Source organism: Actinoplanes sp. NPDC049316 (assembly GCF_040677315.1).
In the GTDB taxonomy this organism is placed as follows: Bacteria; Actinomycetota; Actinomycetes; order Mycobacteriales; family Micromonosporaceae; genus Actinoplanes.
Genome location: NZ_JBFAQM010000012.1, coordinates 123,369 through 136,404 on the forward strand (window position 1 = coordinate 123,369; position 13,036 = coordinate 136,404).

Annotated in this window: 11 protein-coding genes and 1 tRNA gene; 4 read left to right on the plus strand and 8 right to left on the minus strand. The window is 70.4% G+C overall.

Features of this window, described 5'->3' with window-relative positions; translation table 11 throughout:
- Positions 1-114: 114 nt before the first annotated feature.
- From pknB to AB0K03_RS20240, 7 genes are all read right to left on the minus strand, one after another.
- Entirely contained in the window at positions 115-1,929 is a 1,815-nt protein-coding gene (gene pknB / locus AB0K03_RS20210) for a Stk1 family PASTA domain-containing Ser/Thr kinase (RefSeq protein ID WP_364687003.1), read from the minus strand.
- Complete coding sequence (locus tag AB0K03_RS20215; protein ID WP_364687005.1) at positions 1,926-3,278, minus strand: protein kinase domain-containing protein; 1,353 nt, start codon at positions 3,276-3,278, stop codon at positions 1,926-1,928. The genes pknB and AB0K03_RS20215 overlap by 4 nt, the downstream gene beginning before the upstream one ends.
- A gap of 1 nt (position 3,279) precedes the next feature.
- A complete protein-coding gene (locus tag AB0K03_RS20220) occupies positions 3,280-4,782 on the minus strand; it encodes a penicillin-binding protein 2 (protein WP_364687007.1) in 1,503 nt (500 codons plus the stop codon).
- Entirely contained in the window at positions 4,779-6,233 is a 1,455-nt protein-coding gene (locus AB0K03_RS20225) for an FtsW/RodA/SpoVE family cell cycle protein (RefSeq protein WP_364687009.1), read from the minus strand. Before AB0K03_RS20225 ends, AB0K03_RS20220 begins: the two co-directional genes overlap by 4 nt.
- Positions 6,234-6,313: 80 nt before the next feature.
- Entirely contained in the window at positions 6,314-7,741 is a 1,428-nt protein-coding gene (locus AB0K03_RS20230) for a protein phosphatase 2C domain-containing protein (protein ID WP_364687011.1), read from the minus strand.
- Positions 7,738-8,220, minus strand: coding sequence for an FHA domain-containing protein FhaB/FipA (locus AB0K03_RS20235; protein WP_199513294.1), 483 nt, complete (start codon positions 8,218-8,220; stop codon positions 7,738-7,740). The genes AB0K03_RS20230 and AB0K03_RS20235 overlap by 4 nt, the downstream gene beginning before the upstream one ends.
- A 5-nt stretch (positions 8,221-8,225) precedes the next feature.
- On the minus strand, positions 8,226-9,008 hold the full coding sequence (locus AB0K03_RS20240) for an FhaA domain-containing protein (protein WP_106128832.1): 783 nt from the start codon (positions 9,006-9,008) through the stop codon (positions 8,226-8,228).
- Between the two features lie 168 nt (positions 9,009-9,176).
- Between AB0K03_RS20240 and AB0K03_RS20245 the strand changes: the two genes are divergently transcribed.
- The 4 genes from AB0K03_RS20245 to AB0K03_RS20260 all read left to right on the plus strand — a co-directional run bounded on the left by AB0K03_RS20245 (position 9,177) and on the right by AB0K03_RS20260 (position 12,412).
- Positions 9,177-9,259 (plus strand) — tRNA-Leu (locus tag AB0K03_RS20245).
- 278 nt (positions 9,260-9,537) lie between these two features.
- Positions 9,538-10,611, plus strand: coding sequence for an NAD-dependent epimerase/dehydratase family protein (locus AB0K03_RS20250; RefSeq protein ID WP_364687014.1), 1,074 nt, complete (start codon positions 9,538-9,540; stop codon positions 10,609-10,611).
- Positions 10,593-11,414, plus strand: a complete 822-nt coding sequence (locus AB0K03_RS20255; protein WP_364687016.1) for a WecB/TagA/CpsF family glycosyltransferase — start codon at positions 10,593-10,595, stop codon at positions 11,412-11,414. Before AB0K03_RS20250 ends, AB0K03_RS20255 begins: the two co-directional genes overlap by 19 nt.
- Positions 11,415-11,734: 320 nt before the next feature.
- Positions 11,735-12,412 carry a hypothetical protein gene (locus AB0K03_RS20260; RefSeq protein WP_364687018.1) on the plus strand — a complete coding sequence of 226 codons (678 nt, stop codon included), beginning with the start codon at positions 11,735-11,737 and terminating at the stop codon, positions 12,410-12,412.
- 28 nt (positions 12,413-12,440) lie between these two features.
- Here AB0K03_RS20260 and AB0K03_RS20265 read toward each other — a convergent pair whose 3' ends face one another.
- Complete coding sequence (locus AB0K03_RS20265; protein WP_364687020.1) at positions 12,441-12,896, minus strand: hypothetical protein; 456 nt, start codon at positions 12,894-12,896, stop codon at positions 12,441-12,443.
- Positions 12,897-13,036: the final 140 nt, after the last annotated feature.

Consider the following 13,036-nt stretch of genomic DNA (forward strand, 5'->3'; position numbering starts at 1 on the left):
CACCGGCGGCCTTCCGCTGAACGGCGGCCTTCCGCTGAACGGCGGCCTTCCGCTGAACGGCGGCATGACGAAAGCCCGGGCTCCCGATGGGGAGGCCCGGGCTTTTCGCTGTCGCTAGTTGCCGAGGATGCCGCCGACGCCGGTGCCCGTACCTGTGCCGTCGCCCTCGCCGCCGCCGGTGCCGTCGGGTGGCGTGGAGCCGTCCGGGTTCGGCGTGGACGGGTCGGGGTTCGGCTGCGCGATGACCGTCAGCGTGATCTTCGTGGACGGTGACCGCTTGGTCTTCCCGCCCGGGGTCTGCTCGACGACCGTGCCGGGCGTGCCCTCCTGGTCGCTGTCCACGGTCACGACGTTGGTGAACCCGCGGTCGTTGAGGACCGCCGTGGCGGCGTCCAGGGACTGACCGACCACGTTGGGCACCTCCTTCAAGTTGCCTCGGGACACCTTCACAGTGATCTTGGTACCGGGCTCGACCTGCTCACCCTCGTCCTCGACCTCGAGCACCTGGCCTTCCGGCTTGTCGCTGTCCTGCCGGTCGATGACAGGTACCAGGTTCTGCTTCTCGAGGGCCTGGCGGGCGTTGGCCTCCGAGCCGCCGACCAGACCGCCCGGAACGCGAACCTTCTCCGGACTCTGGCACATGGTGAGGGTTACCGGCTGGTCCACCGACTGCGTGGTGTTGGGCGGCGGCGACTGGCTCTCCACCTTGTCCTGGCAGTCGGAGGTCTCCTTAGGCGTCCCGAATTCGATCTTCGTGAAGCCGAGTCCCTTCAGCTGGGCCTCGGCGGCATCCTGCGTAAGCCCGGTCACCTTGGGGACCGTGGCCTGCGCCGGTTCCTTGGTCTGGTCGTCGCCTCTGTTGGCCAGCACAAGGCCGATTCCCAGCGCCACCACCGCGAGCACACCGAGCGCCGCCAGGACCGCCATCACCCACGACGAGGTCTTGCGCTCCGGCGGCTGCGGGCCGCGCGGGCCGGTGCCCGCCGCCGGGATGGGCCGGGTCATCGCGGTGGGCGCCTGGCGCATCGGGCCGGTCATCGCCATCGTCTCGGCCTCGGTCATCACCGGGGTCGCCATGACGGGACGGCCGGCCACCGCGCGCAGGGCGTCGGCGCGCATCTCCTGCGCGCTCTGGTAGCGGTTGAGCGGGTTCTTCGCCAGCGCCTTGAGCACGATCGCGTCGACGTCCGGCGGCACGTCGCGGTTGATGTCGCTCGGCGCCTTGGGGTCCTCGCGGACGTGCTGGTACGCCACGCTCACCGGGCTGTCGCCGACGAAGGGCGGGTGACCCACCAGGAGTTCGAAGAGGACACAGCCGGCCGCGTACACGTCGGAGCGGGCGTCGACCGACTCGCCGCGGGCCTGCTCCGGGGAGAGGTACTGGGCCGTACCGATGACCGCGCTGGTCTGTGTCATCGTCGTGGCGCCGCTGGCCAGGGCCCGGGCGATGCCGAAGTCCATGACCTTGACCTGCCCGTTCTGCGTGATCATCACGTTGCCGGGCTTGATGTCGCGGTGGATGATGCCGTGCCGGTGGCTGAACTCGAGCGCGGCGCAGATGTCGGCGATGATTTCGAGCGCGCGCCGCGGCTGCAGGCGCTGCTCAGCCGCGAGCACCTCCTTGAGGGTGCGCCCGTTGACGAACTCCATGACGATGAACGGCTGCCGCTCACCGGTGGACGACGTCTCCTCGCCGGTGTCGTAGACGGCCACGATCGCCGGGTGGTTGAGGGCCGCGGAGTTCTGCGCCTCCCGGCGGAACCGCTCCTGGAAGGTCGCGTCGCGGGCGAGGTCGGACCGGAGCATCTTGATGGCCACGTCGCGGCCGAGCCGGAGGTCGCGCCCCCGGTGCACCTCGGCCATGCCGCCGTAACCGAGCAGCTCGCCGACCTGATACCTGCCACCCAGCAGGCGGGCCTGCGCCGTCATAGCGTCTGTCGTCCTTCGGTCGCGGGGATGAGGCTGTGCGGTGCGCCGGATTGTTTCGTCAGAAGGTACGACGCCGCCGCCGCGCGGAGATCAGCCGCACCCAGGCCTGTCGTGTTCCCCTCCTTGAGCAGGAACGAGATCACGCCCGCGCAGAGCAGGACGAGCAGCGCGAGCACCACGGCCAGGACGATGAGGACCTGGCGGCCACCGGAATTGTCGGCCTGCTTGCCGGGCGCCACCGCCGGGTGCTGCATCGGCGGTGCCGACGGATGCCGGTACGGCTGCTGCAGCGGCGGCACCGAGGCCGCGCCCCGCGCACCCTGCCCGCCGGAGACCGGCCGCGGCACCGGCGGATACGGTGGCCGGGCCTGGCCGCCGTTGGGGTGCCCGGGCGGGCCGGACGTGGGCGCTCCGGAGTGCGGGTGGTTGGCCACCGCGGGTCCGCCGGAGTGCGGCCGGTTCGGCGTGGCGCTGCCCACCGGGCGACCCGACGGGCCGGCGCCGTTGACGGCCGGCTGGTGCACCTGCGTGGTCAGCGACGATGCGGCCTGGCGCGCCACGGACGCCATCGCGGAGGCGGTGGGCCACCGGGCGTTCGGGTCCTTGGCCATGGCGCGGTCGACGATCGCGCGCACCGACGGGGGGATGTCGGCAGGCAGCGGGCGCGGGGTGTCGCGGACGTGCTTCATCGCGATCTCGATCGGCGTGGCGCCGTCGAACGGGCGGTGCCCGGACAGGCACTGGTACGCGACCACGCCCAGCGCGTACACGTCGGAGGCGGCCGTGGCCACCGCGCCGGACGCCTGCTCGGGCGAGATGTAGGAGGCGGTGCCGAGCACCGAGCCGGCGACCGTCAACTGGCCGACGAGGGCCGAGCGGGCGATGCCGAAGTCGGTGAGCACCAGCGTGCCGTTCGGGCGTACCAGAAGGTTGCCGGGCTTGACGTCGCGGTGCACGATCCCGTTCGCGTGCGCGGCCTGCAGCGCGTCCGCGGCCTGGGCGACCAGCGCCATCGTGCGTGCGGGCGTGAGCCGGCCGACCCGGCTGAGGGTCCGCGAGAGCGCGTCGCCCTCCACGTACTCCATGACCAGGAACGCGAGCTGCTGGTCGCTGCCGTAGTCGTAGACGTCGACGACCCCGGGGTGGTTGATGGTGGCCATGGTCCGCGCCTCGCCGCGGAACCGCTCGGCGAAGCCCGGCTCGTCCAGCAGCGCGGGCAGCAGGATCTTCACGGCCACCGTACGGCCGAGCACCTCGTCGGTGCCGCGCCACACGTCGCCCATGCCGCCGCCGGCGATCCGCTCGTCCAGGCGGTAGCGGCCACCGAGGGTCACCCCAGGGCTGATCATCTCAGTCCCCTCCCCCGCCGGCCGCGGCCTTCATGATGAGCCCGGAGATGCGGGCAGCCTCGGCGCTCGCGTGGCCGCCGGACACGTTCTCCAGCATGACGCACACCGCCGAGACCGGTTCACCCTTGTCGTTGAAGGCGAACCCGATGAACCACCCGTGCGGGTCGGCGCCCTCGGCGTTCTGGGCCGTACCCGTCTTGCCGCCGACCTGGAAGCCGTTGATCTGCGCGCGCCGGCCCGTGCCGTTCTCCACGACGCTGACCATCATCTCCCGGAGGTCGCCCGCGACCTGACTGCTGATCGGCGTCCGCAGCACCTCGGGGTTGGCGTTGTAGATCGGCCGGCGGTCCGGGCTGAGCTCCTGCCGCACCAGGTACGGCCGCATCTGCCGGCCGCCGTTCGCGACGGTGGCGGCCATCAGGGCGCCCTGGACCGTGGTCATCCGGACGTCCTTCTGCCCGATCGACGACTGCGCCAGACCGGCCTGGTCGGTGCTGCCGTCCGGGTTCTGGATGTCGCCGGTGTGGCTCGGCGCGACCGGGATGCCGCCGTCCTTCAGGTTGCCGATCGTGAGGTCTTCCTGCTCGAAGCCCCAGGCCTGAGCTTCCTTCTTGACCTTGTCGCCGCCCAGCTGGACGCCGAGGCGGGCGAAGCCGGTGTTGCAGCTGTCGGTCAGCGCTTCCTTCAGCGTGACCCGGGCGCCCGGGCAGGTCTCGGCCTCGGCGTTGCGGATGGGCGCGCCGGAGCCGGGTGCGACGTACTCGGAGCCGGCCTGGATCTCGCTGCTCTGGGTGAGGCCGTTCTTCAGCGCCGCGGCGGAGATGATGACCTTCATCGTCGAGCCGGGCGGGTACGTCTCCGAGGTCGCCCGGTTGAGCAGCGGCTTGTCCTTGTCGCCGTTGAGCTCCTTGTACGCGGCCGCCGCCACCTTGGGATCGTGGCTGACCAGCGGGTTCGGGTTGTAGCTCGGCATCGAGACCATCGCCTGGATCGCGCCGGTGCGCGGGTCGATGGCGACCGCGGACCCCTTCTTGGCGCCGCGCTCGTTGTTCGTGAGCTGCTTCCAGGCGGCTTCCTGCGCCTTCGGGATGATCGACAGCACGACATTGCCGCCGCCGGGCTCGTCGCCGGTGAACATGGCGCTGATCCGGTCGGCGAAGAGCTTGTCGCTCGCCCCGGAGAGGAACTCGTTCTCGCTGCGCTCGATGCCCACCTCGGCGCCGCTCACGGGCTTGTAGCCGATGACGGGCGCGTACAACTCCTTCTCGGGGTAGACCCGGAGGTACTTGAGCGTGCCGTCGGTCGCCTTGCTCTCGGCCAGCGGCTGACCGCCGGCCTCGATGACGCCGCGGGGGATCTCGTACTCCGCGACCTGGACCCGGCCGTTGTAGTCGCTGGTGCGGTAGTCGTCGGCCTTGTACGCCTGCACCCAGTTCAGGTTGGCGAAGAGCAGGCCGAACAGGACGAGGATGACCACGCCGGCCCGGCGCAGGGGTGCGTTCACGGCTTGATCACCTCCGTCATGGCGCCGTGCAGCTGGGCGGGTGGTTGTTTCGGCCCGGGCTGGGCCGCCGGTCCACCCGTCACCGGCCGGCGCGCCGCGTCCGAGATGCGCAGCAGCATGGCGATGAGCAACCAGTTGGCCATCAGGGACGAACCACCGGCGGACAGGAACGGCGTGGTCTGACCGGTCAGCGGGATCAGGCCCGTGATGCCACCGAGGATGACGAACACCTGCAACCCGAGCGTGAACGCCAGGCCGCCCGCGACCAGCTTGCCGAAGGAGTCGCGTACGCCCAGAGCCGCGCGCAAGCCGCGCTCGACGATGAGCAGGTAGCAGACCAGCAGGGCGGAGAGGCCGAACAGGCCGATCTCCTCACCCAGGCCGGCGAAGATGAAGTCGGTGCGCACCTCGGGCACCAGCCACGGCGAGCCGGCGCCCGCCCCGGACCCGAAGAGGCCGCCCGTGCCCAGGCCGAGCAGCCCCTGCACGAGCTGGTAGCTGCCGCCGAACTCGCGGTTGTAGAACTCCGACGCGAACGGGTCGAGCCACACCGAGGCGCGGTCGTAGAAGTTGGCGAACGGACCGCCGACCGACGCGCCCAGCAGGTAGGCCACGTAGACGCCGCCGAAGAACATCAGCAGACCGATGATCAGCCAGCTGGCCCGCTCGGTGGCGACGTACAGCGTCACGACGAACAGGCCGAAGTAGAGCAGCGCCGTACCGAGGTCCTTCTCGAAGACGAGAACGAGCAGCGAGAGCAGCCACACCGTGACGACCGGACCGAGGTCGCGGCCGCGCGGGAAGTCGATGCCGAGGAACCGGCGGCTCGCCAGCGACAGCACTTCACGCTTGCGCACGAGGTAGTACGCGAAGAAGGACACCAGCGCCAGCTTCGCGAACTCACCCGGCTGGATCGAGAACGCGCCCAGCTTGATCCACAGGCGCGCGCCGTTGACCTCGGAGATCGACGGCGGCAGGACCGCCGGGATCATCACGAGCACGATACCGACCAGGCCCAGCGTGTACGCGTACCGCGAGACGACCTTGTGGTCCCGGATGACCAGCAGGAGCACCGCTGCCAGGATCAGCGCGAACAACGTCCACATGAGCTGGCGGCCGCCCGTGCCGGCGAACATCCCGGGAATCGGCTCCTTGCGGGCGATCGCCCGTTCGATGTCCATGCGCCGCAGGAAACCCACACCCAGGCCGTTGATCAGCGCGACCGTGGGGATCAGCACCGGGTCCGCGTACGGCGCGGTGAAGCGGACGACCACGTGCAGTCCCAGGAAGAGGAAGCCGAGCAGGGCCGCCTGCACCCAGAAGGTCGAGCTGATCTTGTCGAGCTGGTTGGCCTCGGCCGTGGCGCCGAAGATGGCCACGATCGCCATCGCCAGCAGCAGGAGGACGAGCTCCGAGTTGCGTCTCGTCTTCGTGCCCGGGACACGCGGCATCTCACCCGTGGACGCGGGTGTGGGAGCCGGGAGGGCGGGCGCGGTCAAGAGGAGATCCCCAGACGTCGGTCGGGCGGCGCTCAGTCGACGGGCCGGCACCCGACCGGGTCGCTGCTGACCGGCGGGGTCGGTTCCGAGGGCAGAGCGTCCGGCGTGGTGGCGGGCGCGAGATCGGGCACCGAGGTGGTGGTGCTTCGAGTGGGAGCCGAGGACTTCCCGGCGGCCGGCGTGCCCGAGGGCTTCACCGACGGCGTGGCGGACGGCGGCGCGCTGCTCGGCGTGCACACCGGCTTCAGGTTGGGGTTGGAGGCGTCCTCGCTGGTCAGCTCGAGCAGCCGGCGCTGGGCGTCGGGCCTGCTGTCCGCGTGGATGCCCTGCTTGACACGGTCCTGGGCGACGGTGGTGAGGTCGTCGAGCCGGGCCGGGCTGGTCTCGGCGACGCTGGACAGGTCCAGGCCGGCGATCTGCCCGGGCACGCCCTGGAATATCGCCAGCTGACCCTGCTCCGTCGCGCCGACGTAGTACTGATCCTGCGTGTACCGCCAGCCCATCCACAGGCCGCCGCCGAGGACAGCCAGGAGCAGCAACACCAGCAGGCTCGTGCGTACGGGGTGGCGCTTCGGCTGCTCCGGGTCGTCGCGCTCGTACGCCGCGCCCTCCGGCTGAGCCTGCCGGGGCGGTGCCTGGAGAGCGGCCGCCCGGGCTGCCGCGCTGGAGCTGTCGGCCACGGTCGAGTTGCCCCGGTCGCGGGCGGCGGCGCCCCCCACGATCGGCGCCTGCTCCATGATGTCGAGGTCGGTCGCGTCGGCGATCACCACGGTGATGTTGTCGGGACCGCCGCCGCGCAGCGCGAGCTGCACGAGACGCTCCACACAGGCCTGCGGATCCGGGATCTCCCGCATGGCGTCGCCGATGGTCTCCGCGCTCACCACACCCGAGAGCCCGTCGCTGCAGATCAGGTAGCGGTCGCCCTTGAGCACCTGGCGGACCGAATACTCCGGGTCGATGTCGCGGCCGTCGAGGGCGCGCGTGAGCAGCGAGCGCTGCGGGTGGCTGCTCGCCTCCTCCGGGCTGATCCGGCCCTCGTCGACCAGCATCTGGACGTACGTGTCGTCCTTGGTGATCTGCGAGAACTCGCCCTGGCGCAGCATGTAGGCGCGCGAGTCGCCGATGTGCACCATGCCGATCTTCGTGCCGGAGAAGAGCACCGCGGTCAGCGTCGTGCCCATGCCCTCGAGATGCGGGTTGGCGTCGACGGTGTCGCGCAGCTGCTGGTTGGCCGTGCCGACCGCGTGCCGCAGGGCGTCGACGAGCGCGTCACCGGGCACGTCCTCGTCCAGCGGCGCCATGGCGGCGATGACGATGTTGCTGGCGACGTCACCGGCGGCCATGCCGCCCATGCCGTCGGCGACGGCAAGCAGCCGCGGTCCGGCGTAGACGGAGTCTTGGTTTCCGTCTCGGATCAGACCGCGGTCGCTCTGGGCGGCGTAGCGCAGGGTGAGAGTCATGGCCGTAACTCGAGAGAAGTGCGGCCGATCCGGATCGGCACGCCAAGCGGGACGGGAGTAGGTCCGGAGACCTTACCGCGATCGAGATAGGTCCCGTTCGTCGAGCCGAGATCCTCGACGAACCACTGGCCGTCGCGCGGAACGAGCCGGGCGTGCCGGGCCGACGCGAAGTCATCGGTGATGACGAGCGTGGAGTCCTCGGCGCGCCCGATCGTGATCTGTGCCTCACCGAGCGTGATCCGGGTGCCGGCGAGCTGTCCGGCGGTCACGACCAGTTGTCGCGCCGTCTTGCCGCGCTTCGCCTTCGCCGGCCGGCCAGGAGCCATCACCCCACCCACCCCGCGAGGCGTGGCGACGATGCTCTTGGACCGGACGCCGGCGAAGAGATCCTTCCGGATCACCCCCACCACCGTGAACACGAAGATCCACAGCAGGATGAGGAAGCCGAAGCGGGCGACGGTGAGGACGAATTCGGGCAAGGTCGCTAGCCGTCCACTCGGAACGTCAACGTGGTGGTGCCCAGCTGGATCATGTCGCCCGGGTTGAGCGCCACGGCCGACACGCGCTGGCCGTTGACCATCGTGCCGTTCGTCGAACCCAGATCGGTCAGCACCACCTGGCTGCCGTCGTAGTCGAGCCGGGCGTGCCGACGCGAGATACCGACGTCGGGAAGGCGGAGATTGGCCTGGTCACCCCGGCCGATCACCGTCGAACCCATCTGCAACGGGTACGTCCGGCCGTCACCGGACACCAGGCCCACGTTCCGGCCGTTGTGCCCGTGCTGCTGGTAGCCACCCGGCTGCTGGTCGTACGGCGAGTAGGCGGGCTGCGCGTCATACGCAGGCTGCTGCACCGGGGCGACCTCGCCACCGGTGTAGACCTCGGCCGTGACCCGGAACATGCCCGTGTCCAGCCCGTCGCCCCGCTCGATCTCGACGATCACGTCGCCGTACACCGTCCAGGCCTGCTCACCGATGAACTCCGCCTGCGACTGGGCCAGCTCCTGGGCCAGTGCGGCGGCGTACGGCGCCAGCCGGCTGTGGTCGTACGGCGAGAGATCGATCACGTAGCGGTTCGGCACGAGAGTCCGGCCACCAGCGAGGATAGCCTTGTGCGCCTCGGCCTCCCGCTGCATGGCATTCAGAATCTCCACCGGGTGCACGACACCCTTGAACACCTTCGCGAAGGCCCCCTCGACCAGGCCTTCCAACCGCTTCTCAAAGCGCTGCAGCACGCTCACCGGCTCCTCCTCGGGTTCCGAGGACATGATGGTATCCGGCCGCCGCTTGCGCATCTCTGCGACGAGCGGCCGGTCGCTCCTGACCCTCGTATAACGGCCCCCGGCGCCGTGCTAATCTTCCCTGGCGTCGAGGGCAGTACCTGCTCGCGATGTAACGAGGGACAGCGTAGTCTGTTCCGGCTAACGCAGTGCCACGGGGATGTGGCGGAATGGCAGACGCGCACGGTTCAGGTCCGTGTGTCCGAAAGGACGTGGGGGTTCAACTCCCCCCATCCCCACGAGCGACCGGGTGGCCCCTGTCCGCGGAATGCGCGGACCAGGGGTCGCTCTTTTTTGTCTGCTCCGGGGGCCGAGCCCCCGGAAACCCCACGGTGCGGTGGTTGCGGTGGGTGGGGGTGGTCGGGCTTCCCCCCTTTGGGTACGGGTAGTGCTGCGTGACCGACATCGCTTCGCTCGTCTCGGTGGCCTGGTCTCGTTCGGGTGACAGCTGTGGGTGGGCGGTGGGGCGTTATGCTCGCGTCTGTTTTTTGGTGCCTAGGCGTCTGGAGATTCGCTCGTGGCCGTTGCTCTGGTGACCGGATCAGGTGGTCTCATCGGGTCGGAGGCGGTTCGGCACTTTGCCGGGCTCGGTCTTGACGTGGTCGGGATCGACAACGACATGCGGCAGGAGTTCTTCGGGGCCGAGGCTTCGACGGCGTGGAACGTGCAGCGGCTGAGTGCCGATCTGGGTTCCGCGTACGAGCACCATGGCGTTGACATCCGGGACCGGGATGCGGTCGCGCGGATCTTCAAGAAGTACGGCAAGGACATCGCTGTGGTGATTCACACCGCGGCGCAGCCGTCGCACGACTGGGCCGTGCGGGATCCGTACACGGACTTCGATGTGAACGCAGGCGGCACGCTGACCATGCTGCAGAACACGCGTGACCACTGCATCGAGGCGCCGTTCATCCACTGCTCCACCAACAAGGTGTACGGCGACACCCCCAACCGGCTGCCGCTGATCGAGCAGGACACGCGCTGGGAGCTCGACCCGTCGCACCCGTACTACGACGGCATCACCGAGGACATGTCGATCGACAACTGTCTGCACTCGATCTTCGGCGCCTCGAAGGTGGCCGCGGATGTGATGGCTCAGGAGTACGGCCGCTACTTCGGCATGAAGACCGCGATCTTCCGCGGCGGCACGCTCACCGGACCGGCGCACTCCGCGACGGAGCTGCACGGCTTCCTCGGGTACGTGATGCGCGCCAACATGGAGCGGCGCACGTACCGGATCTTCGGCTACAAGGGCAAGCAGGTCCGCGACGCGATCCACAGCCACGACGTGCTGAGCGCGTTCGAGGCGTTCTTCCGCAACCCGGGCTCGGCGAAGGTCTACAACCTCGGCGGCGGCCGGCACTCCAACTGCTCGAACCTCGAGGCGTTCGCCCTGGCCGAGCAGATCAGCGGCACGCAGATGATCACCGAGTACGTCGACGACAACCGCATCGGCGACCACCAGTGGTGGATCGGCTCGATGGCCGCCTTCCAGGCCGACTACCCGGACTGGAAGCAGGTCTACGACGTGCCGATGATCCTCCAGGAGATCTACGAGGCCAACGTCGACAAGTGGGTGCCCGCGTCATGATCGACCAGGGCAAGCGCAACGTGCTCGGCGTCCTCGTCGACGCCGTGGACTACGACGCCGCCACCGCGAAGATCATCGAGGCCGCCCGCGAGCGCCGGCACTACGCGGTGACCGCCCTCGCCGTGCACGGCGTGATGACCGGCGTGCAGGACAAGGCCCACAACGCCCGGCTGAACTCGTTCGACCTGGTGACCCCCGACGGCCAGCCGGTCCGCGGCGCGCTCAACCTCGTGCACCACGCGGGCCTGGCCGACCGCGTCTACGGCCCCGAGCTCACCCTGCGCGTCCTGCGCCAGGCCGCGGCCGAGGGCCTGCCGGTCTACCTGTACGGGTCCACCGAGCCGACCCTCGAGAAGCTGGTCCCCGCGCTGGAGCAGATGTTCCCCGCGCTCAAGCTCGCCGGCGTCGAAGCCTCCAAGTTCCGCAGCAACCGCCCCGGCGAGGATGTGGAGATCGCCGACCGGATCAAGGCGTCGGGTGCGCGCATCGTGCTGGTCGGCCTGGGCTGCCCCCGGCAGGAGATCTGGGCGTACGCGATGCGCCCGCTGCTGGACATGCCGCTGCTGGCGGTCGGGGCGGCGTTCGACTACCACGCCGGACTGCTGAAGAACCCGCCGGCGTGGATGCAGAAGTACGCCCTCGAGTGGCTGTGGCGGCTGGGTCTCGAGCCCAAGCGGCTGTGGAAGCGTTACGTGCTGCTGAACCCGGCGTACGTGTCGCGGCTGGCCATGCAGAAGGCCGGCCTGTGGAAGGCGAAGCCGCCGGCGCCGACGAACGAACCGGTCACGTCGTTCGCGGTCTGAGTGTCTCCCCGGACCCGGGCGGCGCCGGGACCCCGCCGCCACGCGGGGGGATCCCGGCCGACCTCCCCAGGTCGAGCCCGTCGCCCGGGCGTGCAACGCTGCCGTCTTCTCGGGCAGAGCACCGATGCATCGCGGACGTCTGGCACCCGACACTAGGACAAGGGTCACGGTCGCAACAGGGGCCAATGTCCACTTCGCCCATTGGAATGAGAGCGCACAGTGATACGGCAGTCACGTGCCGTTTCGCGAGGACCCCTTAGGGGCCGGGCTCCGGTGATATCCCGGTTTTGCGGGTTGCGCGACGGGTGAAGTCTGTCGATGTGAACACCACGACGGACCTCATTCTCGTCGGCGCCCTCACCGCGGTCTGGCTCACCGCCGGACTGCTCGCCGACACCCTGCCGGGCGCCCGTACGGCCCGGGAGCTCCGGCGGCGTGCCGGGGTGCTGTCCACGCTGGTCGGTGCGGGCGCCGCGGTGTTCATCGCCGTACCCGTGATCACCGGCCTGCTGCCCGGCGAGTCGGCGGCGCCGGCGGCCGCCCTCCTCCCGGCCGTGCCGGCAGTGCTCGCCGTGACCGTCACCGCACACCGCCTGACGCAGATCCGCCGCGGCGCCGGCGCGTTCGCCACTGCGCCACTCACCCCCGCGCCGCCGGCGCTGCGTGCCGCGGCCGCTCACCCGCTCGTCGCGACGCCGCTGCAGGTGACCGGCCTGGCCGCGCTGACCGGCATCCCGATCGCGGCGGGCATCGTCGAGGTGCCCGGCGCCGACGTCGCCGGCATCGTCCTCACCGTGGCCGGGCTCGCGGTGCTGACCCTGGCGATCCGCCACGCGGTCCGGCACAGCCGGCTCAACCTGGCGGTGCTTGCGCCGATCGGCCGGCGGCGGCTGCGGTCACTGCCGGCGGCCCAGCGACCCACCGAGACGTACGCGGCCCTGCCCGACGAGGCCCGGCCGGTGGCCACCGCGGCTCACGAGGTCGACCTCGTCGGCTGATCCGGCTCAGAACTCGCAGCTCTGCCGGCTACTGCCCGCGCTTGGCTTCCTGGACGTAGAGCAGTTCGAGGATCGACCGTGCCGCCTCGAACCAGCGGTCCAGCCAGTCCGACGCGGGCATCGTGCCGCGCGCGGGGAGTTCCAGCAGCAGGCCGCGCAGCAGCGGGTGGTCGGCCATGGACTGCGAGGGGCCGGCGTCGACCCAGCCACCGGACGGGAAGACCGGCTCGGTCAGGCCCTGCAGGTCCAGCGACGGCAGCTTCGCCGCGCGGTCCAGGGCACTGGTCGGCTCGATGGGCGTACGGGTCGGCAGGCCCGACGAGGACAGGCTCGGTCCGCCGCCGCGGGGCACCAGCTCGCCCTCCCCGTTGTCGGCGGCCAGCGCAGCCTCGCGCCGGTTCTGCCGGTACGCGCTCACCCCGCCGCTGAACCGGTCCTGCGCGCTCGGTGATCCGTTGCTCAGGTTGTCGGAACCAATCGTCATCTTCTCGCCTTGCCTCGCTCGTTGAGTCAGCCCTGCCCGCACCGTCACGAGGGGGACGGTCAGCCGTACGGGCGACGGCGGTTCGCCGGCGCGGTCCGGTCCGCGCTTAAGGCGTTCAACGATGCGGGTCGCGGCGGGCG